This window comes from Rathayibacter sp. VKM Ac-2803, assembly GCF_009807175.1.
In the GTDB taxonomy this organism is placed as follows: Bacteria; Actinomycetota; Actinomycetes; order Actinomycetales; family Microbacteriaceae; genus Rathayibacter.
Map to the genome: position 1 here is coordinate 179,330 of NZ_WUCD01000001.1, position 22,420 is coordinate 201,749.

The window sequence follows — 22,420 nt, forward strand, 5'->3', positions numbered from 1 at the left end:
TCAGCCGCAGGAGCGGGCCGAGTAGGGCGCCTCCTTCGTCGTCGTGACGGCCTTGCCGTCGATCGTGGCGGTGGCCGTCGCCGAGGCGGTGGCCGCCGGGATCGAGACCGCGCGCGTCGTGAACGCGTGCGTCGCGCTCGCGCCCGGCTTCACTCCGGTGAAGGCCTTCGAGCCGAAGGGGGAGGTGAGCGTGATCGCGGCGGCCGCCGTCGCGTCGTTGCGAGCCGTCACCGTCAGCACGACCTTGCCCGCGACGCAGCGCGTCGTGGCGGTGACCGTCATGTCGACGACCGCTGCGGGGGCCGCCTTCACGATCGCCAGCCGGTAGGTCGCGATCGTCGTGTGGTCCTGAGCGGAGGAGGTGATCACGACGTCCGTGGTCCCCGAGGCCGCCAGGGTCACCGTGCGCGCTGCGGTGTCGTCGATCAGCACGCCGTCGACCCTCACCAGTCCGCTCGCCACGGCCGGGTCGAGGTCGAGCGCGACGCTCGTCGTCGGGACCGGCACGGTCAGCGTGTAGTCGCGGACGCCGGTCGCCAGCGCCGGAGACAGGGTCCCGACGTCGGAGGCGAGCTTCGTCAGCTCGGCGCTCGTCGCGTAGCCGGTCGACTCCGTCGTGTAGACGCCGTAGACGCCGCCGACGTTGCTCGCGGTCCCGGTGCCCTGGAAGCGCACGGTGACCTTGGGCACCCTGTTCCCCTGGGCGTCGAGCACGTACGCGCCCGCCTGGTTGCGCTTGTAGCTGTCCTTCGCGGCGATGCCGTCGAGCACCGCGCGCGGGATCTCGTCGTACTGCACGTACCAGTTCGTCGAGCCGGCGGCCCCCGAGATCACCTCGGTCTTGAGCTTCACGTCGTTGACGTACACGTCGAACGTGCGGCCCGCGTCACCCGCGTAGTAGCGGACGCCGAGGTAGTTCGCAGGCAGGGTCGGGTCGACGATCATGTCGTACTGGAAGTACGCATCCGCCGCCCTCTCGCCGTCGCGGTAGCCCTCGCCGCGCCACGTCCCGACGGCCGACCGGTTGTACTTGTAGTTCTTGTCGGCCTCGCTGTTGTTGTTGTCGAACGAGGTGAGCGAGTCGATCGTCGTCTCGTCGACCCGCAGCTGCTGCTTCTGCTTGAGGATCAGCGCCTGCGCCTCGGCGGAGTCGGGGGCGATCAGCGTCATGTACGTCGCGTAGCGCGCGTTGTACAGGCTGTAGTACGGCTGGAACACGCGGGCCTCGGACGCGGCGTCGACGTTCGTCATGCCGAAGCGCATCGTCTGCATCCCGTTGGCGTTCACGCCGTTGGGGAGGCGCAGCAGGTTCTGCTTCACCGCGGAGGTCCACTGGGCAGCGTTCGCGACGACGACGTTCGAGTTCACCGACTTGTCGGCGACGCTCATCTGGACGAGCACGCCCGCGGGGTACGAGGCGGCGACGTTGTTCCGGTTGAGCTCGGTCGCGAGCAGCACGGGTCCGTACGTGAAGGCCGTCCAGTTCGCGTTCTCGGTGTCCGCGACGGCGGCGACCGCGGCGGGCAGCTTCCAGGTGAGCGTGTCGCCCGCCTTCACCGCGACGACGGCGTAGCCGCCCTCGGCCGTGACGGCTCGCGCGGCGCCGTTGACGGTGAGCGTCGGCGCTCCGTCGACCCACGAGGGGATGCGGAGGCGCAGCGTCATTCCGTCGGCGACCGCTCCGGCACCCAGAGCGGCGACCGTGAAGCTCGCCGTGTCGGTGTTCGGGATGTCGGCCGTCTGCGTGAGCTTCAGGTTGCTGCCCGCCGAGCTGAGCACGGAGGAGCGGAACTGGTTCACGTAGACCGTCCTGTCGCCCTCGAAGTAGATCGAGTCGCCCAGCTTGGTGAAGCTCTCGACGCCGGTGCCGTGGTCGCACCAGAACTCGTCGAGCTCCTTGCCGAAGACCTTCGCGTAGCCCGCGGTCTGCGGCTGGAAGTACGTCACCATCCCGGACTCGGGGTTCTGCACCGACAGGACGCCGTTGATGAACGCGTCCTCGTAGAAGTCGGCGTACTTCACGTCCTTCGTCACCTGGAACAGCGCCCGGGCGAGCTTGAGCATGTTGTAGATGTTGCAGCCCTCGGACGTGGAGTTCTCGCCGTATCCGGTGGTCTGGCCCGTGGTGGCGTACTGGTAGAGGGTGTCGGGGGCGTGGAAGTGCTCGGACTGGCTGTTGCCGCCGTTCGCGTAGGTGTGCGATTCGTCGACCATCCGGAAGAAGTTCTCGGCGGCCCGGCGGTACATGTCGAGGTCCGCCTTCTCGGCGGCGGTCAGCGTGGCGTAGAGCGAGGGATTGTCGGTGAAGACGGTGTAGCGCTTGAGCGCGCCGATCAGCTTGGGGATCGTCGTGTTCGCGTGCAGGCCGTTCAGGACGTCCTCGTTGTTCGCGAGGCGCTGGAACAGCGCGGTCTCGTCGAAGTACTCGGCCGCGCGCTTGTGCGCCGGCTTCTCGGTGACCTCGTAGAGGCGGTAGAGCGCCTCGTTCATCCCGCCGTACTCGGTGTTCAGCAGCTGCGCCGGGTTGGCCTGGCGGCCGGCCCAGTTCGTGATCCAGGAGCCGAAGCCGTCGGCGACCACGAGGGCCTTCGACGAGACGGCGCTGGGAGCGTACTGGTGCGCGTCGAGCAGGCCCGCGAGCACCTTGTGCAGGTTGTAGAAGGGCACGAGCAGGCCGTCGGCTCCGCTCGGCAGGTAGCTCACCGGGAACGGCGAGACGTAGCCCGCGTTCGCCGGGTCCTTCGCCGCGTAGGCGTCCTGCACCTTCTTCAGGCCGTCGACGGAGGCGGTCAGCTTCGCGAGCAGAGCGGCCTTGGTGGTCGCGTCCTGCTCGGTCGCGTAGGCCTGGGAGAGGCCGGAGAGGTAGTGGCCGAAGAAGTGGCCCTGGAACCTCGTGCCGTTCGCGCGCTCCCAGCCGCCGTAGCCGCCCGCGGTCGTCGGGGTCAGGCCCGCCTCGCGGTAGAAGGAGTAGAGGAACATCTCGGGGTCGAGGCTGAGCAGGTACTCGACGGTCTGCTGCTCGCCGTTGTCGAGGTACGGATCCTGGACGGTGACGTCGGAGAGACCCGCCTCCTGCAGGTGGACCGAGCTCTTCACGCCCTTCGGCTGCACCTGGATCGTGTACGCCCTCGTAGCGGCGGCGCTGCCTCCGTAGGTCGCGGAGCCGGTGACGGTGACCGTCGTCGCCGCGGTGCCGGGGGTGACCGTCGCGGTGCCTCCGTCGATCGCGATCGTGGCGGTGTCGGAGGAGGACCAGGTGATGTCGGAGCCCTTCGCGCCCTTCAGCGGTACCGAGAATCCGGTGCTCGTGCCGGCGGGGAGCGTGATCGCGTCGAGGTCGGACTGGGCGACCGCCTTCGCGTCGAACGCCGCGTTGTGCGCCTTCGTCAGCGCGACGATGTCGGAGGTCGTGGCGACGGCGTCGTAGAGGACGTAGTCGTCGAGCAGGCCGCGCAGGTGCGCGCCGTTGTACTGGGGGCCGTTGAAGCCGATGGTCTTGGTCGACGTGCCCTCGGAGCCGAGGACGCCGGTGGCCGCGCCGGTCGCGGCGTACTTCACCGTGCTCGGCTGCTTCACGCCGTTGCGGTAGAAGGCGACGTCCTTCGTGGTCTTGTCGTAGGTCGCGACCACGTGGGTCCACTCCCCGACCGGGAAGAAGCCGGCGCGCGGGGCGTCGATCGCGACCTTGTAGGGCTGGCCGGACGACGGGCCGATCGAGAGAGCGAGGGGCGTGCCGTCGCCCTCGGAGGTGAGGTACCAGCCGTCGGAGTTGTAGGCCGTCTTGTTCCAGGTGAAGACCTGCTCGCCGGTCATCGCCGCGGTCGGCCTGTACCAGAACGACACGGTCAGGTTCGCGGGCTGCAGGCGCGCATCCGTGCCGAGCGACACGGCGTTGGAGCCGGTGAACTCGAAGGCCTGGCCGGCGAGGCCGGTGCCGTAGGCGGCCGTGCCCTTCTGCATCCCGACCGTGGTGCCGCGCCCGCTCGTGTCGGCGATGCTGCCGTCGAACGGCAGCTCGAGCACCTTGCTGCTGTCGAGGGAGGTGGCGGGGGCGGCCTGCGCGGTCGGCCCGACCGCGAGCAGTCCCGCCGTCAGTGCCATCACCGCCGCCGCCGCGATCGGTGTCCGTCGTCTCGTCGTCATTCGTGGAGCCTCTCGTCATTGAGAACGTCAGGGGACGGCGAGAGAGCGGAACGTCCTCACCGAATTCGCGAAATGTTACCGTGAACAAACGCGTTTCGGTGAGGTTTCGGTGCGGGAACCGAGCGACTGCGAAGCCCCGCCCCCGCCCTCACCGGCGCTGAGCGAGGGCCTCCAGCAGGTAGGGCGCGGTGCGGCTCGCGGAGGACCGCGCGACCTCCTCCGGAGTGCCCGTCGCGACGATCGAGCCGCCCGCCTGGCCCGCTCCGGGGCCGAGGTCGATGACCCAGTCGGCGTCCGCGACGATCCGCATGTCGTGCTCGACGACGATCACGGTGTTGCCCGCGTCGACCAGGTGCTGCAGGTGGCCGAGCAGGCGGTCGGCGTCGGCGGGGTGCAGGCCCGAGGTCGGCTCGTCGAGCAGGTAGAGGGTGTCGCCGCGCTGGGCGCGACGCAGCTCCGAGGCGAGCTTCACCCGCTGCGCCTCGCCTCCCGAGAGCTCGGGGGCCGGCTGGCCGAGCGAGACGTAGCCGAGCCCGACGTCGAGCAGCGCGTCGAGGTGCCGGACGACCTCGGGCTCGTCGGCGAAGACGTCGCGGGCCGCGCTGACGCTGAGTGCGAGGACGTCGGCGATCGTCTGCCCGTTCAGCGTCACCTCGAGCGTCTCGGGGTTGTAGCGGGTCCCTCCGCAGGTCGCGCAGGGCGCCTCGACGGTCGGCAGGAACAGCAGCTCGACCTCGATCGACCCCTCGCCCTTGCAGACGGGGCAGCGTCCGCTCGGCAGGTTGAACGAGAAGCGGCTCGCGCCGAAGCGGCGGCGCTTCGCCTCCGGAGTCGCCGCGAACAGGGCCCGCACCCGGTCGAACAGGCCGGTGTAGGTCGCCACGTTCGAGCGCGAGGTGCGGCCGATGGGCGTCTGGCTGACCTGCACGACCCGGCGGAGGCGGTCGGCCGGCCCCGAGGCGCTCCCGAGCGTGGCGTCGGCGGTCGAGTCGAGCAGCGGGTCGTCGGAGGAGCGCTCCTCCGCGGCGGGAGCGTCCTCGGCGACGTCGGCGCGCAGGCTCGCCCGCAGCAGGTCCGGGAGCGCCTGGTTCACCAGCGTCGACTTGCCCGATCCGGAGACGCCGGTGACGGCCGTCAGCACGCCGACCGGGAACGAGACCGCCAGGTCGCGGAGGTTGTTGCGCGCGACTCCGGCGAGCTCGATCCGCGCGTCGGCCGTGCGCCGGGTGCGCAGCGGCACGGGATCGCCCTCGGGGAAGAGGTAGCGCCGCGTGACGGAGTCGCGGGCGCCCGTGAGGCCGGCGAGCTCGCCCGAGTAGACGACGGTCCCGCCACCCGACCCCGCGCCCGGGCCGATGTCGACGATCCAGTCGGCCTGGCGGATGACCTCGAGGGAGTGCTCGACGAAGAAGACCGTGTTGCCCGTCTCCTTGAGCGTCCGCAGGATGCCGAGGAGCGCCTCCGTGTCGGCCGGGTGCAGACCGGTGGACGGCTCGTCGAGGACGAAGACGACGCCGAACAGGCGCGACAGGACCTGGGTGGCGAGGCGCATCCGCTGCAGCTCGCCGGAGGAGAGCGTGGGCGTCGAGCGGTCGAGGGAGAGGTAGCCGAGCCCGAGGTCGATGATCGGCGACATGCGCCCGACCAGGTCCTCGACGAGGCGCTGCGCGGCCAGGCGGGTCTGCGGTGCGCCGTCGGCCGCGGCCCAGTCGGGCTCCAGCACGCGCTTCATGACGACCACGAGATCCTCGAGCGGGAGGGCGGAGAGCTCGGTGATGTCCCGGCCCTCGAACGTGACGGCGAGCGCCTCGGGCTTCAGCCTCCTGCCACCGCAGGTGCCGCACGCCACGCTCACCAGGAACGTCGCCGCGCGCTCGCGCATCCGGGCGCTCTTCGAGCCGGCGAAGGTGTCGAGGACGTAGCGGCGCACCCCGAGGAACGTGCTCATGTACCTCGGCTCGACCCCGGCGGCGACGGCCTCGCGCACCTCGGCGGGCGAGCGGTCGGTCCAGACGGGCACCTGGGGCGACTCGGGCGTGTGCAGGATCCAGTCGCGCTCGTGGGCCGGCAGATCGCGCCAGGGCACGTCGATGTCGTAGCCGAGCGAGATCAGGCTGTCGCGCAGCTGCTTGCCGTGCCACGCGGTCGGCCAGGCGGCGAGGGCGCCGTCGCGGATGGTGAGCGACTCGTCGGGCACCATCAGCTCGTCGGGAACGTCGTAGACGCGCCCGATGCCGTGACAGGTCGGGCACGCGCCCTGGACGGTGTTGGCCGAGAAGTCCTCCGCGAAGAGCATCGGCGCCCCCTCCGGATACCGGCCGACCCGCGAGAACACCATGCGCACCACGCTCGAGAGGGTTGTGGCGCTGCCGACCGTCGACCGCGCCGATCCGCTCGAGCGCCGCTGCGGCAGGGCGACCGCGGGCGGCAGCCCCTCGATCGCGTCGACGTCGGGCACGCCCACCTGGTCGATGAGCCGCCGTGCGTAGGGCGCGACCGACTCGAAGTAGCGCCGCTGCGCCTCCGCGTAGAGCGTGCCGAAGGCGAGCGAGCTCTTGCCCGAGCCGGACACGCCGGTGAAAGCCACGAGGGCGTCGCGGGGGATGTCGACGTCGACGCTCCGGAGGTTGTTCTCCCGGGCGCCCCTGACGCGGACCCGGTCGAGGCTGGTGGGCGGTGTCGTCGGCACAGTCATCCCTCCAGCTTGCCGTGTCCGGAGGCGGGCTCCCGACGCCGGACCCGCTGGATGCGCGCGCGGACGTGCCGCTGCAGCAGCGCCGGGTAGAGCTGCAGCACGATCGTCGAGGCCAGGAGCCCCGCCGCCCCGCGAGGCGCACCCCGGAGGAGGACGGCGGCGGCGACGGCGACACCGCCCGCGGTACCGGCGAGGTGCACGAGCTCCGACCGCCGGGTGTGCTGATCGAGCGACGCGAGACCCGCGCGGGTGCCGTCGTAGGCGCGCAGGCGCGTGATCCGCCGGTTCCAGCCCGTCCGGTCGAGCATCCGCCCGAAGCGTCCGACCCCCAGCGCCCGGAGGATCGCCGGCTCGCGGGGACCCACCGTGAACAGCCGGTTCTCGAGCGGTCGCGCCCGTCGGCTGATGGTCAGCGCGGCGGCGCCGGTCAGGACCGGCTGCACCAGCACGGCGAGCGGCTCGCGGCCGGATCGGATCATGCGGCACAGTCCAGCAGACGGAGCCCGGTCGCTGCAGTGTCCGCGTGGACGAGGAGGAGTTCCTCCGCGAGTGGCGCGCACCCTGAGCCGCGCGCTCCGGAGGACGTGGATCTCGATACGCCCGCTGCGCGGGCTACTCGATCAGCGACGGGGGGGGGGGGGGCGAGACGCCCGCCCTCCAGCCCGCTGGTCGAGTAGCCGCCGCAGGCGGCGTATCGAGACCCACCAGCATCAGCAGGCAGGCGGATCGCTGCCGCCCGTCAGCCGCAGCTGCGGGCCGCGTACGGCGCCGTGAGCGTCGCGCCGCCGGCCGTCGCTGTCAGGGTGCCGGCCGCCACCGACACCGCCCGCGTCGTGAAGGCGTGCGTCGCGTTCGCGCCCGCAGGCGCGGTCAGCGCCGGCGAGGAGCCCCACGCCGAGCGGATCACGACCGGGACCGCGGAGGCGCCCGTGTTCTTCACGACTCCGGTCACCACGACCCTGCCCGCGACGCACCGGGTCGACGCGGTGAGCGTCGCCGTCGTCGCGGTCACCACGACCGTGGCGGTCACGCGGACGGCCGTCGAGCTCGAGAGCACGCGGCCGGGAGCGTTGTAGGCCGTCGATCCGCCGGCCCCCACCCACTGGTTGTCGTTCGCGCCCAGAGTGCGCACGACGCCGGTCACCGCGTAGCGGCCGGGAGCGGCGCCCACCGACGAGACGTCCCACGTCACCGGCTGCGACGCGGTGCCGCGGCCGTAGGCGAGCACCACGTCGGTGCGAGACGGCAGCGCCGCGACCGAGCCCACCTCGCCGAGATCGGAGCGCACGGCCGACGCCGCATCCGCCGCGCGCACCTCGGCGTACTGCCCCGCGGTGAGCGAGACGATTCCGCCGTGCTTGGTCGACGGCGCCATCGAGAAGCCGGGGTCGTTCAGCTGCGTCCAGCCCGCGTCGAGGTCGGTGGTCACCATCGGCCGGTAGCCGGTGGAGGGGATCACGTCGGCGTAGAGGTACCAGCGGTCGGTGTCGTGATCCTTGAACACGGCCGGCCCTTCCACTCCCCCGGCGTTCCCTCCCGCCCAGACCGCGCCGATGCGGTCCTGCAGCGGCGTCCACGTCGTCGCCGGCAGCCACCACTTCGGAGCCGTCGTCGACTCCATGTAGATGCCGCGGCCGGTGCCGTTGTCCTTCGAGATCCGGTAGGTCGTGCCGTCGTCCTGGATGAGGGTCGTGTCGATGACATCCGCCCCGGTGTCGATGAACGTGCCCCCGTACGAGTACGTCGCCTGGGTGAAGTCGGTGGTCACGCCCCAGAGAACGCGCGACGAGCCGGTGCCCGGCGTGTGCGCGGCGCTGCCGTAGACGGTGGAGGACCAGTAGACGACGAACGCGCCCCTGCCCGCCGCGTAGTAGTCGGGCACCCAGGTCGCCTCGGGCGCCCACATCATGCCGGCCTCGAGCGCCTTCGCGCCCGCGCCGTCGAGCGCCACGTCGAACTGGCGCAGGTCGCTCCACGACACCAGGTCGGTCGACTCCCAGACGTTCATCCTCGTGCTGCCCTGCGTGGTCCAGTAGCACCACGTGGTGCACGAGCCGGCGCCCTGGTCGCCGCCGAAGACCCGCAGATCGGTGGCGATGATGTAGTACTTCTTCGTCTCGGGGTTGTAGGTGAGGTACGGGTCGCGCACGCCGGTCGTGCCGAGGTCGGAGGCGAGGATCGGCTTCCCGCCGTTCAGCGGGTCCCACTTCTCGGGGTCGTCGCCGCGCGAGACGTCGAGGTAGATCTTCTCGGCGTAGCCCGCCGCGTCCTCGATGAAGTGCACCATCAGATATCCGTAGGGGGTGTCGACGCCGACCTGCGGCTCGACCGTCACGGCGATCTGCCGGGTCTGCGCGACTCCGCGGATCGAGGCGGTGGCGGTGAGCGTCGAGGCCCGGGCGGCCTGTCCCGCGGCGGGCCGGTCCGCCTGAAGGGTCCGGCCGTCGGTCACGCGGAGGGCCGGGTCGCTCGAGGCCCAGGTCACGGCTCCACCGTAGTCAGGCAGGGTCGTGGTCGAGTCGTCGACTGTCACCGGAACCGCGACGGAGTCGAGCACCCCTGCGACGAGCGGCGCGAAGGTCGCCGCGTGGGGCTTCGCGTCCACGGTCGAGACGTCGACGATCTCCTGGGCGCTCAGCGCCCGGTCGTACACGCGGAACGCCGAGACCTCCCCCTTGTAGAACGGGTCGGGGTAGGGCGCGCGGCCGATCGTGTTCAGCGACTGGTCGGTCACGGAGGAGGGGCGCAGCGCGGTCGGCGCCGACGCCACGCGCACGCCGTCGACGAAGAACGAGATCGTGCCGGCCGTGCCGTCGATCACCGAGGTGAGGCTGTACCAGCGGTCGGCCGCGATGCCCGAGGCGCTGCGCGCGTTGTTCTCGGCGCCGCCTCCGCCGGTCGTGATCGCGGTGCGCACCCTGTCGCGCACCGACGCGAACCAGTACTGCGAGGTGCTGTCGCTGCCGAGGTTCCAGAGGAAGTGGAAGGTCGAGAGCATCGACGCGTCGGCGCGCGTCTCGACGGTGACCGTCGCCGAGGACTTCCCCTTCAACAGGTCGTCCGGCAGCTCGACCCAGGGCGCGGCGCTGGTCTTGGCGCCGCCGGTGAGACGGAGTGACGTGCCGGTCCAGAGCGCGTCGGTCCCGTTCACGACACGGGCGGGTCCCACGGCGCCTCCCGCGGTGTTCGGGACGCTCGCCCCGCTCGTCTGCGTGAAGCGGTAGTCGGCGAGGAGCCCGGAGGACGGGATCTGCGCCTCGGCGGCGGTGGCGGCGGGCGCGACGAGACCCGAGGCGAGCACCGCCCCGATCCCGAGGGCGGCGAGGACGGCGCGCAGGGGCGCGCGCCTGGAGGTGGTGGGCATGGTGCTCCTTCGCACAGTGCTGGAGGGGTGATGTCTGACGCTGGTGGATCTCGATACGCCCGCTGCGCGGGCTACTCGATCAGCAAGAAACGCGGGGCCTGCGGATTCAGCAGAGTGCCTGTCGGCGGGGCAGTGCCTGCTGGTCGAGTAGCCGCGCAGCGGCGTATCGAGACCTACGTCAGTCAGAAGCTCAGCCGCAGGTGATCGCCGGATACGCCGCCGTCGTGGTGACCGCGCGCCCCTGGTCGTCGACTCCGGCGCCCGACACGGTGGCGGACCCCGCGACGAGCGTCGCCTGCCGCACCGTCGAGCTCGCCGTGGCGTTCTTGCCGCCGGCGACCGCCGGGAACGTCTTCGTGCCGGCCGCGGTGGTGATCGTGATGTCGGCCGGCAGGTCGTCGGTGTTCTTCACCGTCGTCGTGATGACCGGCTTGCCCGCCACGCAGCGCACCGTCGAGGTGGCGGCGACCTGCAGCGCGACGGTCGGCGCCGGAGCACCGAGCGAGACGCGGAAGCGCTGGCAGTCGTTGTTCAGCACGCTCCACTGGCCGATCCGCGTGCCGTTCTCGGCCGAGCAGTTCGAGAGGTCGAGAGCCTTGCCGCTGTGCACGGCGCGCAGCTCGATCGTGCCGTCGGTGCGCGGCTGGAGGCGCCAGGCGCTCCCGGTGATGCCGCACGCGCCCTGGGTGACGGTCGCTCCGTCGGCGGTGGAGCCTCCGGTCACCGACAGGCACTTGGCGGCGGCCGAGACCGGGTGGATCTCGACGGCGCCGTTCGCCGCGGCGGTGAAGGTGACGCGCTGGCACGGCGAGCCGAGCCACTCCTGCTGCTGCAGCACCGCGCCGTCGGCGGTGGAGCAGTTCGGCAGATCGAACGACTTGCCGGTGACGAACGAGGTCACGGCGACCGCTCCGGAGGGGCGCAGCGCCCACTCCTGCGAGGCGGCGGCGGTCGGGGTCGACTGCCGGACGGCGCCTCCGACAGCATCGAGCACCGTGCCGCCCGTGCGGCTGGTCAGCGTCGAGTACCCGCCCGCGCCGGGCGCCACCGTCCACTGCTGGCAGCCGCCCGCGAGCCACGCCGACTGCTGCAGCGCCGTTCCGGAGGCGGTGGAGCAGCCGACCGGTCCGAGGGACTTGCCGCTGCTGGCGTTCACGATCCGGAGGTAGCCGTCGCCGGTGGGGTCGAGCGTCCAGTTCGCGCGCGGAGTCGAGCACGGTCCCTGCACCACGGAGGCGCCGTCGCCGCTCTGGGCCGACGAGACCGTCGCGCAGAGGCCGGTGCTGCGGCTGACGAGCTGCCACGGGGCGCCGTCGATGCGGGCGGTGATCGGCGCGTTCTCTCCGCTGGGCACGGGGATCTGCGCCGAGGTGCCGAGCGGGGTGCCGAACTCGGGCTCGCCGTCGGCGGCCCACTCGACGAGGTGCGCGCGGGCCGAGCGCTCACGGCCGCAGCCCCCGTCGGGGCGGGCGTTGGCGTGGTAGAGGTTCCACGTCTCGGTGCCGTCGGGCGAGTCGAAGAAGTCGTTGTGGCCGGTGCCGTACTCGCCGTTGGCCTTCGAGAAGACCGGGCCGTCGCTCTTCGTCCACGAGGAGGCGAGCACGGGGTCGCCCCCGCCGTACTCGAGGGTGGCGAGCTGGTAGTCCTCGGTGCCGCAGAAGCTGGCCGAGTAGACGATCCAGGTGCGGCCGTCCTTCTGGAGCGGGACCGGGCCCTCGTTCACCGGTGCGCCGATGGTCTCCCACGACTCGACCGGCTGCGAGAGCACGTTCAGCGGCCCGGTGGCGGTCCACGGGTCGGACATCCGGGCGATGTAGTTGTTCTGCAGACGGTTCGGCCCGGCCGAGAACGCCGACCAGGTGATGAAGAGCTCGCCGTTGAGCTCGAGGTAGGAGCCGTCGATGTTCCAGTCGTCGGTCGGGATCGGCCGCCCCTTGTAGGTGTACGGACCCATCGGGTCGTCGCCCGCGCTCTCGATCACCTGGAGGTGCTGGCGGTCGAAGTTCCCGGCCGTGCCCATCGTGTACATCAGGTACCAGCGCCAGCCGTTCGGGCCGTTGAGGCGCTGCAGCTCGGGCGCCCACATGTTGGCGTTCCGGCCGGGGTTCGTGTCGGAGTAGACGGTCGTCGGAGTCGCGGTGCCGAGCGCCGCGAGGGTCGGCGCCTTCCGCATCACCACGCGGTTGTCCCACGTGGTGGCGACCAGGTAGTAGTTGCCGTCGTGGAACTCGATGGTCGGGTCGGCGGTGTCCGGCTCGATCGGGTTGGTGAAGGTCGGCTCACCGAGCGCGACCGCGGGGCTCGCGGCGGCGAGCGGCAGGGCGACGATCGCCGCCAGGAGGATCAGCAGCCAGGCCGTGGAACGCCGGCGCACCGCCGGTGGCTGGAGAGCGCGGTCGGTCGGTCGAGTGCTCATGGTGACTCCATCGTCAGAATTTTGTTCACGGTAACAGCGCCCGTGGACGCGGTCAATCGTCGAGAGGCGTCCCGCTTCGCGGCCCTCGGGGGCTGGTCGAGGAGAGTCCCGCGGACCTATGGTGTTCACGTTAACAATCCGTGCGAGGGCGCACAGGTCCGTCGTGGATCGCGCCTCCGTCGCCGCATCGACCACGAGGACGTTCTTGATGACACGATCACGATCGGCGGTGAGGACCGCTCTGGCGGTCGCCACCGTCGCCACCACGGCGCTGCTCGGCGCCACGGTTCCCGCCTCCGGAGCGACGGAGCAGCCCCTCCTGCACTACACCTTCGACACCGCGCCGACCGGCACGACGGTCGCCGACTCGAGCGGCAACGGCTACGACGCGACGCTGCGTCGCACCGGCGCCACGTTCCGCGACGGGCTGATCAGCCTTCCCGGCGGCTCCGCCTCGGCCGCCCCCTACCTCGACATCCCCACGGCGGGCCTCGTCGGCAAGAAGGACCTGACCTTCTCGACCTGGCTCTCGCCCCGCTCGGGCCCCGGCAACGTCGCAGCGGCCTTCGTGGGCGCGCCCGTCGCCTCCGGCGCCTCGAACTCGTCCGGCTACTGGCTGCTCAACCCGAGCAACCCGTCGGGCTACGTGAAGTCGGTCGTCACGAACTCCGTGAACGCGGGCGCGCCGTGGGGCACCGAGGTCGGGCCCGGATCGACCAACGCCGGCACCACGGGAGCCCGCACCCCGTCGGGCCTCTCGCTCTACACGACCGTCATCGACGGCACCACCGGCACCCTGTCGGTCTACCTCAACGGCACCCGCATCAGCCAGAACGCGATCGCGCGCGATGTCGCCTCGTTCGGCACCTCCCTCGTCGCCTACCTCGCGCGCTCCACCTACAACGACCCCGGCTGGAGCGGCGACGTGGACGACTTCGCCGTCTACGGCAGCGCGCTCAGCGCCGACGCCGTGAAGGCGCTCTACTCCTCCGAGGCCCTCGACCGCGCCGTCGCCTCGGTGACGATCCCGACGGAGGCGACGGCCGACTTCGCGCTGCCCGCCAGCTCCTCCGGGGTCGCCATCACCTGGCGCTCGAACAGCCCGGCGATCGCGGTGAGCGGAGCGACCGCCGCGGTCACCCGCCCCGCGGCCGGCTCCCCCGACGCCTCCGTCGTGCTCACCGCGACCTACACCTCGGGCACCGACACCCGCTCGGTCGACTACCTCGTGAAGGTCGTCGCCGACGTCGCCGACGCCGACAAGGCCCAGCGCGACCTCGACGCGATCAGCATCCCGAACGCCTCCGACGTCCGCACGAACGTCTCGGTGCCCGCGCGCGGCGCGCTCGGCTCCAGCATCGAGTGGAGCGTCGTCGGATCGAGCACCACCACCGTGCGCGCCGGCAGCACCGCCGACAGCCGCACGATCGTCGTCGACCGGCCGCAGGCGGGCTCCCCGGCGACCGACGTCGTGGTCCGAGCGACGGCGACCAGCGGATCCGTCGTGAAGACGCGCGACTTCACGCTGCGCCTCCAGCCGCTCCCCACCGGCACCGAGGACACCGAGGCCTACGTGTGGGCCTTCTTCACCGGTGAGGGCGCCGGCGCCGAGCGCGTCAGCCTCGCCGCCTCGAAGGGCGACGACGCGCTGAGCTGGAACACGCTCAACAGCGGCCAGCCGGTGTTCACCTCGACGCAGGGCACTCAGGGCCTGCGCGACCCGTTCATCGTCCGCTCCCCCGAGGGCGACACGTTCTTCATGCTCGCCACCGACCTCAAGATCGACGGCCTCGCCGGCGGCTTCGACACGGCCCAGAAGTCGGGCTCGAAGTACATCGAGGTGTGGGAGTCGACCGACCTCGTCGACTGGTCGGCGCAGCGCCACGTGAAGGTCTCGACCGACTTCGCCGGCAACACCTGGGCCCCGGAGGCGTACTGGGACGACGAGCTCGACACCTACGTGGTGTTCTGGGCCTCGAACATGTACCCGACGACGAACGCGGCCGACCGCACCGCGGTCACCTACAACCAGATGATGTACGCGACGACCGACGACTTCGTCACCTTCTCGGAGGCGAAGCCGTGGATCGACGTCAAGCGCGGCACCGGGCGCGGCACCATCGACTCGACGATCGCGAAGGACGGCGACACCTACTACCGCTTCACCAAGGACGAGGCGTCGATGACGCTGCGCGAGGAGAAGAGCACGGATCTGCTCGCCACCGTGAGCGGCACGCTGCCCGGCACCACGGGGCCCGCGGACGAGTGGACCCTGGTCAAGGAGCGCGTCGCCTCGGGCCTGCCCAACGGCGAGCCCGGCGGCACCTTCACGAGCGGTGAGGGCCCCAACGTGTTCCCGGCGAACGAGGGCGACGTGAACGGACTCGACTGGTTCCTGTTCATCGACCAGCCCGACTACCACGCCGGCCCGAACCACTACATCCCGTTCGGCTCCGACGACCTGGCGGACGGCGACTCGTGGCAGCCGCTCGGAGCGAAGCTGCGGACGAACCTCCCGCAGAACTCCGACGGAGGGACGCCCCGCCACGGCACGGTCATCCCGGTGACCCGCGCCGAGTACCAGAAGGTGCTCGAGGGCTTCGCGCCCTCGATCGCGGTGGCCTCGGTCGCTCCGATCGCGGTGACGACCAAGGCGGGCACCGCGCCCGTGCTCCCCGGCGCCGAGATCACGACGAAGACCGGTGCGAGGCAGTCGGTCGGAGTCACGTGGGACGCCGTCGCGCCGAGCTCCTACGCCGCAGCCGGGACCTTCACGGTCTCGGGAGTCGCGCAGGACGCGTCGCGGATGCCGGTGACCGCCACGGTCACCGTGCAGGCGTCGCTGAAGGTCACGGCCACCGCCTCCTCGCGCTGCGTCGCGGGCAAGCCGGTGCTGACGGTCGTCGCGAAGAACGGCGACACCGTGCCGATGGACGTGACCGTGCGGACGGCGGAGGGCGTGAAGACGTTCACCGCCGTGGAGCCGGGCTCGAGCGCCTCGGCCGCGTACACCGTCCGCGCGGCGCAGCTCGCCGCGGGCGAGGCCGCGGTCACCGCGACGGCGACCGTCGGCGGCAAGGCCGTCACCGCGACGACCACGGCGCCGTACTCCGCGCGCAGCTGCGGCTGACCCCTCGCAGCGGCCCGCTGTCAGCTGAGGCCGCCCACTCCTCGCTGATCGAGTAGCCCGCGCAGCGGGCGTATCGAGATCCACCAGCTTCAGAAGTCCAGGTCAGAAGTATGATCCGCTGAAGCTGGTGGGTCTGTTGAGAAGAGTGGCCTCCTGCGTGTGGCCCCTCCTCGCTGATCGAGTAGCCGCGGAACGCGGCGTATCGAGATCCACGTCCTTCAGAAGACCCGGTCAGGCGCTTGGTCTCCTGAAGCTCGCGGGTCTCGATACGCCCCTGCGGGGCTGCTCGACCAGCATGGGCGGCGACAGGGGCCGACTTCTCGTCGCTCGATACGCCCCTGCGGGCTACTCGACCAGCATGCAGGCCGCGGCCGCGCAACCCTGCTTGACTATGCTGGACGCACTCTCGACGGCGCCGGCACCCGACCTCGCCCGCACCGGGGGTGCGCGGCTCACCCGCCCGGGGAGCGGAGGAGGTCCTCTCATGGCCGATCGGCCGAACCTCCGCCATGTCGCCGCGGTCGCGGGCGTCTCGCACATGACGGTGTCGCGGGTGCTCAGCGGGCACCCGAACATCAAGGAGTCGACCCGGCAGAAGGTCCTCGAGGCCGTCGACGAGCTCAACTACCGGCCCAACATCGCCGCCCGCTCGCTCGTCACCCAGCGCACCGACCGCATCGGCGTGATGATCGAGAGCGGAGCCGAGTTCGGCCCCTCGAGCACCCTGCGCGCGATCGAGCGGGCCGCCCGCGAGAAGGGCTACTCGGTCACCTCCGTCGCCCTCCGCGACGACCAGGACATGTCGCCGGTCGACGCCATCAACCACCTGTCGGGCCTCGGGATCGACGCGCTGTGCGTGATCGCGCCGCGCTCCTCCTCCGTCGCGACGCTGCGCACCGTCGAGATCGGCGTGCCGACCCTGGTCGTCAAGTCCGACAAGGACCCGAGCTTCCTCACCGTCTCGGTCGATCAGCAGGGCGGCATGAGCCAGGCCGTCGACCACCTCGCCTCGCTCGGGCACCGCGACGTGCTGCACCTCTCGGGCCCCCTCGACTGGCTCGACGCGCGCGCCCGCGAGCGCGCCTTCCACACCCGCGCGAAGGAGTGGGGGATGCACGAGCGCCCGATCGTCGTCGGCGACTGGACCCCCGACTCCGGCTACGACTTCGCGAAGAGCCTGCGCTCGGTCCCCGACTTCACCGCCATGGTCGTCGCGAACGACGAGATGGCGCTCGGAGTGATCCACGGACTCGTCGAGCGCGGCATCCGGGTGCCCGAGGACGTCAGCATCGTCGGCTTCGACGACCTGCCGACCGCGCGGCACTTCCTGCCTCCCCTCACGACGGTGCGGCAGGACTTCGACCGGCTCGGCACCACTGTCGCCGAGGTGATCCACGCGCGGATCCGCGGCCAGGAGATCCCGCAGCGCACCCGCATCCCCACCGAGCTCGTCGTCCGCGAGTCGACGGCTCCCCCGCGCGCCTGACGCGGGAGGGGGTGATCCGCGGGGCCGCGCTCGCGTATCATCGGCGGCACCCTGGCGTTCCGTTCCCGACGGCGCGCCCGACACGAACCGAGGACGGCACGTGGCATTCCAGTCGAGGACGACTCCGAGATGCGCCGACCCCGTGGTCGAGATGTCGGGCATCAGCGTCGCCTTCTCCTCGGGCCCGGCGCTCGCGGGGGCGAGTCTGCGGCTGGTCCCGGGCGAGATCCACGGGCTGATGGGCGAGAACGGCGCCGGCAAGTCGACGCTGATCAAGACCCTCACCGGCATCCACCAGCCCGATGCCGGCTCGATCGTGCTCGACGGAGTCGCGCGCCGCTTCTCCGGGCCCGCCGATGCGAAGGCGGCCGGCATCACCGCCGTCTTCCAGGACGAGCGGCTGACCGACAACCTCAGCATCGGCGAGAACGTGATGATCGGCCACGAGATCCGCGGCCGCCTCGGCATCTCGTGGTCGCGCACCCACGCCAGAGCGGCCGAGATGCTCGCCGAGCTCGGCCTCGGCGACCTCGACTCGCACCTGCCGCTGCGCTCCCTCTCCCCCGCCATCCGCCAGCTGGTCGCCATCGGCCGCGCCATGGTCGACCGGCCCCGCGTGCTGATCCTCGACGAGCCGACGTCGAGCCTCGACCTCGGCGACGTGGCACGCCTGTTCGCCGTGCTGCGGAGGCTGCGCGACCAGGGCGTCGCGATCGTGTTCGTGTCGCACTTCCTCGAGCAGGTCCTCACGCTGTCCGACCGGGTGACGGTGCTGCGCGACGGCCGCACCGTCGGCGAGTACCCGGCGCGCGCGATGGACCGCGCGGAGCTGATCGCGAAGATGATCGGCGAGGACATCGAGGCGCTGCGGCAGATCGGCTCCGACCGCCGCGAGCACCGCCGGCAGCCGACCGGGCCTGCGATCTACCGCGCGTACGGCATCGGCCGGCGCGGAGCGGTCGCGCCGACCGATCTGGAGCTGCACCGCGGCGAGATCGTGGGCTTCGCGGGGCTGCGCGGCTCCGGGCGCACCGAGCTCGCCTCCCTCCTCAGCGGAGTGGAGAAGGCCGACAGCGGCCGGGTGCTGATCGACGGCGAGCCCGCGCAGATCACCGACCCGGTGTCGGGCCTGCGCCACCGCATCGCCCACTCGAGCGAGAACCGCCGCGAGGACGGCATCATCGGCGACCTCTCCCTCCGCGAGAACCTCGTGCTGGGCCTGCAGGCGCTGCGCGGCTGGGCGCACCCGCTGTCGGCGGCCGAGACGGACACGCTCGTCGCGACCTACGTCGAGGCGCTCAACATCACTCCGGCCGACCCGGACCTGCCGGTCAAGTACCTCTCCGGAGGCAACCAGCAGAAGGTGGTCCTCGCGCGCTGGCTCGCCACCCGGCCGCGCCTGCTCGTGCTCGACGAGCCCGCGCGCGGCATCGACGTCGCGTCGAAGGTCGAGATCCAGGCGCACATCGCGCAGCTCGCGAAGGAGGGCGTGTCGGTCGTCTACATCTCCTCCGAGCTCGAGGAGGTGGTGCGCCTCAGCGACCGCATCGTCGTCTTCAAGGACCGCGAGAAGATCGGCGAGGTCAGCAACGGCCCGTGGCTGACCGTCGACACCATCGTCGAGATGATCGCCGCCGACACCTCCGACGAGGCCGACTCCGACGACGGCTGGTGAGCAGCGCCCCTCGCTGATCGAGTAGCCCGCGCAGCGGGCGTATCGAGATCCACCAGCTTCAGACCTGCGGATCGGCGTTCCGATCTGCTGACGGTGGTGGGTCTCGATACGCCCCTCCGGGGCTACTCGACCAACAGGCTTGCGGATGATCTCCTCCAAATAGATCCACCAGCGTCCGAAGGCCGAGTCAGGATTCACCTCACCGGTATCGCCTCAGTCTTGCTGATCGAGTAGCCCGCGCAGCGGGCGTATCGAGATCCACCAGCGTCAGAATGCCGGGTCAAGGCCCTGATCTGCTGATGGTGGCGGGTCCCGATACGCCCCTGCGGGGCTGCGGGCTCGACCAGCAGGTTCTCCATGCGCCGGCCACGGCAGGGCCCGACGAGGACGCAGTAGTCCAACGACCCGTTGGACAACTGCCTTGGGGCCACGTCCTCGAGCTGCTCGACAAGCTCGACGACCAGGATCTGCGTGAGTGGTACGCCGCGGAGGACGTGGTTCACGGGTGGAGTCGGCCCGTCCTCGCGCACCAGATCGAGACCCGGCTGCACGAGCGGGAAGCTGCTGCGAGTTCTCCGAGGACGCCCAGGCCGCGCTGCCCGACGAGGCCCGGATCGTCGACGCCTCGACCACCCGTCGTCGCGTGACCAGCCGCACAACTAAGGCCAGCTTGACGAGAAACTCGAGAATCGGCTGATCTGAGCCTCCTGGCCTCAGTTGTGCGGGTCATCAGCCCGCAAGCCGGCCGACTCGGCGGATGTTGACCTCTTTGAAAGGTTTCACATAGGGTGGCACGGCCGGGGAAAGCGCATTCCTGCAGCCCGGCACCATCGATGCCGAGGGATTCAATGCCGAATTCACGTCCGTTCACTCCTGCCCCGACACTCCGAGGCGGGCGCCCGCCGAGGCACTCCGCCCTCCGCTCCGGACTGGGCCTCGCGCTGGTGGCGGGCGTCGCGCTCGCCGCCGCAGGCCCGGCCGTCGCGCAGACCACCGCGCCGACCGCCTCCGCGAACCCCGCGCTCACCGCGCAGCTCGAGGACCTCGACCGCGGCGTCGTCGCCCTCGCCTCGCCCGACGGCGGCGTCTTCGTCAGCTGGCGACTGCTCGCGACCGAGGTCACCGGATCCTCCGACACCGGGATGGTCGGCGCCGACTTCGCCGTCTACCGCGGTGCGGAGCGCGTCGGAGTCGTCACCGACAGCACCAACCTGCACGACCCCGCCGGCGCCCCCGGCGACGAGTACCGCGTGGTGCCGGTCGTCGACGGCGAGCCGGGCGAGCCCAGCGCGCCCGCCACCGCCTCCGCCGACGCCTTCGAGACGCTCACGCTGCAGAAGCCGGCCGACGGAGTCACTCCCGCCGGCGAGGCGTACACCTACAGCGCCAATGACATGAGCGTCGGCGACATGGACGGCGACGGCGACTACGAGTACGTCGTGAAGTGGTACCCCTCGAACGCGAAGGACGTCTCGCAGAAGGGCTACACCGGCAGCACCTACCTCGACACCTACGAGGCCGACGGCACGCTGCTGCACCGCATCGACCTGGGCGTGAACATCCGCTCGGGGGCCCACTACACGCAGTTCATGGTGTCGGACTTCGACGGCGACGGCCGCTCGGAGATCATGACGAAGACCGCCCCGGGCACGGTGACGATCCCGGGCGGCGACCCCTCGCGCGCGGAGTCGATCACGCTGCTCCCCGAGGACGTCGCCGCCGGCGTCACTCCCGCCGACGACTACCGGATGTCGGCCGCCGACTACCGCGAGCACCTGATCGGGGTGTTCGAGGGCTGGAGCACCCGCGAGGAGGTGACGAGCGGCCAGTGGCCCGCGACCCTCGAGGAGGCGTTCGGCACCGCTCCGACCCACTCGTACCCCCTCGATCGCACGGGCGCGGAGGAGCTCGTCGACTACTTCATCGACGTCTACGCGCCCAGCCGCAGCGACCGCAACGACCTCACCACCTTCGAGGGCTTCATCCTCACCGGCCCCGAGTACCTCACCGTCTTCGACGGCGAGTCGGGTGCCGAGCTCGAGACCGTCGCCTACGAGCCCGCCCGCGGCGACGACGGCCTGCTCTGGGGCGACTACGCCTACTCGCGGATCGAGCCGGGCAACCGCAACGACCGCTTCCTCGCCGGAGTCGCGTCGTTCGACGGCGAGACGCAGTCGGCCGTCTTCGCCCGCGGCTACTACACCCGCGCGGTCGTCGTCGCCTACGACTGGGACGGCACCTCGCTCACGAAGCGCTGGACGGCCGACAGCGGTCACGTCCCGATGACGAACCCCTTCAACGACACCCCGCACGGCCGGGAGGGGACCAGCCCCGAGTGGGCGACGCTCACCACCCAGGGCTTCCACTCGCTCAGCGCGGCGGACGTCGACGGCGACGGCCGCCAGGAGATCGTCTACGGCTCCGCGACCCTCGACGACGACGGCAGCCTGCTCTACAGCTCGTACGACACCCTCCCCGAGGGCAGCTCGGCTCCCGGCACCTCGGCGAAGCTCGGCCACGGCGACGCGATGCACGTGACCGACATCGACCCGGCGAACCCCGGTCTCGAGACCTTCACCGTGCACGAGGGAGGCGTCGGAGCCCCCTACGGCTACGCACTGCGCGACGCCGCGACCGGCGAGGTGCTCTTCGGCGCCTACTCCGGCAAGGACACCGGCCGCGGGATGATCGGCGACATCGACCCGGCGATCCCGGGCCAGGAGGTGTGGGCGATCGGCGAGCTCTCGGCCGCCGGCGCGCCGATCTCGGACACGCAGCCCGGCACCAACCAGAGCATCCGCTGGGCCGCCGACATGACGACGCAGATCGTCGCGAGCACCACGATGCAGGACGCGACCCCCGTCACTCCGACGATCGTCACCGGCGACGGCACGGTGCTGCTCTCGGCCGACGGGACCGTCACGAACAACGGCACCAAGGGCAACCCGTCGCTCGTCGCCGACGTGCTCGGCGACTGGCGCGAGGAGCTCCTGCTGCCGACGGCCGACTCGAGCGCGATCCGGATCTACTCGAGCACCGAGGTCACCGACCGCAAGCTGACGACGCTGATGCACGACCCGCAGTACCGGGTCGAGGTCGCGCGCCAGAACACGGCCTACAACCAGCCCTCGTACACCTCGTACGGCCTGGCGAGCGACATCGACTGGTCGACCGTGCCCGTGCTCGCCCAGGAGGGCACGGTGCCGACGCCGGCGCCGACGCCCGTGCCGACGGAGCCCGCGGTGACGCCCGCTCCCGCTCCGTCGCCCGAGCCGACCGCGGTCGTCGTCCCCGTGACGACTCCGACGGCCACGCCCGTCGCTCAGAAGCCGGGCACGCACGACGCCCTCGCCGCGACGGGCGCCGACCTGTCGCTCCTCCCGGCGGGCGCTCTCGCGCTCCTGCTCGGAGGCGGGATGATGCTCCTCCGTCGCCGCCTGCGCCACGGCGCGTGAGCATCACCCGCTGACGGAGGGGGATCTCGATACGCCCGCTGCGCGGGCTACTCGAT

General features: G+C 71.3%; 10 protein-coding genes. 5 read left to right on the forward strand and 5 right to left on the reverse strand.

All coding sequences use genetic code 11. From position 1 onward, the window contains the following. The 5 genes from GRS96_RS00800 to GRS96_RS00820 all read right to left on the reverse strand — a co-directional run bounded on the left by GRS96_RS00800 (position 1) and on the right by GRS96_RS00820 (position 12,618). The gene (locus GRS96_RS00800; RefSeq protein ID WP_159987452.1) at positions 1–4,143 is read right to left on the reverse strand and encodes a beta-L-arabinofuranosidase domain-containing protein; all 4,143 of its coding nucleotides are present in this window, start codon (positions 4,141–4,143) and stop codon (positions 1–3) included. Positions 4,144–4,291: 148 nt separating this feature from the next. Continuing rightward, positions 4,292–6,838 (reverse strand): excinuclease ABC subunit UvrA, encoded by a 2,547-nt coding sequence (locus GRS96_RS00805; protein ID WP_159987453.1) that lies wholly within the window; start codon positions 6,836–6,838, stop codon positions 4,292–4,294. Further along, complete coding sequence (locus tag GRS96_RS00810; protein ID WP_159987454.1) at positions 6,835–7,317, reverse strand: hypothetical protein; 483 nt, start codon at positions 7,315–7,317, stop codon at positions 6,835–6,837. Before GRS96_RS00810 ends, GRS96_RS00805 begins: the two co-directional genes overlap by 4 nt. Positions 7,318–7,577: 260 nt before the next feature. Further along, the gene (locus GRS96_RS00815) at positions 7,578–10,202 is read right to left on the reverse strand and encodes a LamG-like jellyroll fold domain-containing protein (RefSeq protein WP_159987455.1); all 2,625 of its coding nucleotides are present in this window, start codon (positions 10,200–10,202) and stop codon (positions 7,578–7,580) included. Positions 10,203–10,392: 190 nt separating this feature from the next. Beyond that, positions 10,393–12,618: an RICIN domain-containing protein gene (locus GRS96_RS00820; RefSeq protein WP_204162011.1), complete on the reverse strand. Its 2,226-nt coding sequence runs from the start codon at positions 12,616–12,618 to the stop codon at positions 10,393–10,395. 208 nt (positions 12,619–12,826) lie between these two features. On the opposite strand from GRS96_RS00820, the gene GRS96_RS00825 reads away from it, so the two are divergent. The 5 genes from GRS96_RS00825 (at position 12,827) to GRS96_RS00845 (ending at position 22,364) form a co-directional block, all read left to right on the forward strand. Further along, positions 12,827–15,748, forward strand: coding sequence for an immunoglobulin-like domain-containing protein (locus tag GRS96_RS00825; protein ID WP_159987456.1), 2,922 nt, complete (start codon positions 12,827–12,829; stop codon positions 15,746–15,748). Positions 15,749–16,232: 484 nt separating this feature from the next. Then, a complete protein-coding gene (locus GRS96_RS00830) occupies positions 16,233–17,234 on the forward strand; it encodes a LacI family DNA-binding transcriptional regulator (protein ID WP_159855420.1) in 1,002 nt (333 codons plus the stop codon). 100 nt (positions 17,235–17,334) lie between these two features. Beyond that, positions 17,335–18,909 (forward strand): sugar ABC transporter ATP-binding protein, encoded by a 1,575-nt coding sequence (locus GRS96_RS00835; RefSeq protein ID WP_328612385.1) that lies wholly within the window; start codon positions 17,335–17,337, stop codon positions 18,907–18,909. A 299-nt stretch (positions 18,910–19,208) separates the two neighbouring features. Then, positions 19,209–19,556, forward strand: coding sequence for a DUF1016 N-terminal domain-containing protein (locus GRS96_RS20825; RefSeq protein ID WP_328612386.1), 348 nt, complete (start codon positions 19,209–19,211; stop codon positions 19,554–19,556). 201 nt (positions 19,557–19,757) lie between these two features. Further along, positions 19,758–22,364 carry a rhamnogalacturonan lyase gene (locus tag GRS96_RS00845; protein ID WP_159987457.1) on the forward strand — a complete coding sequence of 869 codons (2,607 nt, stop codon included), beginning with the start codon at positions 19,758–19,760 and terminating at the stop codon, positions 22,362–22,364. The last annotated feature ends 56 nt before the right edge of the window (positions 22,365–22,420 follow it).

Bases quoted from the DNA above. Each gene is read 5' to 3' on its own strand.
- GRS96_RS00800 (WP_159987452.1), bottom strand. From the start codon at position 4,143: ATGACGACGAGACGACGGACACCGATCGCGGCGGCGGCGGTGATGGCA.
- GRS96_RS00805 (WP_159987453.1), bottom strand. From the start codon at position 6,838: ATGACTGTGCCGACGACACCGCCCACCAGCCTCGACCGGGTCCGCGTC.
- GRS96_RS00810 (WP_159987454.1), bottom strand. From the start codon at position 7,317: ATGATCCGATCCGGCCGCGAGCCGCTCGCCGTGCTGGTGCAGCCGGTC.
- GRS96_RS00815 (WP_159987455.1), bottom strand. From the start codon at position 10,202: ATGCCCACCACCTCCAGGCGCGCGCCCCTGCGCGCCGTCCTCGCCGCC.
- GRS96_RS00820 (WP_204162011.1), bottom strand. From the start codon at position 12,618: ATGAGCACTCGACCGACCGACCGCGCTCTCCAGCCACCGGCGGTGCGC.
- GRS96_RS00825 (WP_159987456.1), top strand. From the start codon at position 12,827: ATGACACGATCACGATCGGCGGTGAGGACCGCTCTGGCGGTCGCCACC.
- GRS96_RS00830 (WP_159855420.1), top strand. From the start codon at position 16,233: ATGGCCGATCGGCCGAACCTCCGCCATGTCGCCGCGGTCGCGGGCGTC.
- GRS96_RS20825 (WP_328612386.1), top strand. From the start codon at position 19,209: ATGGTGGCGGGTCCCGATACGCCCCTGCGGGGCTGCGGGCTCGACCAG.
- GRS96_RS00845 (WP_159987457.1), top strand. From the start codon at position 19,758: ATGCCGAATTCACGTCCGTTCACTCCTGCCCCGACACTCCGAGGCGGG.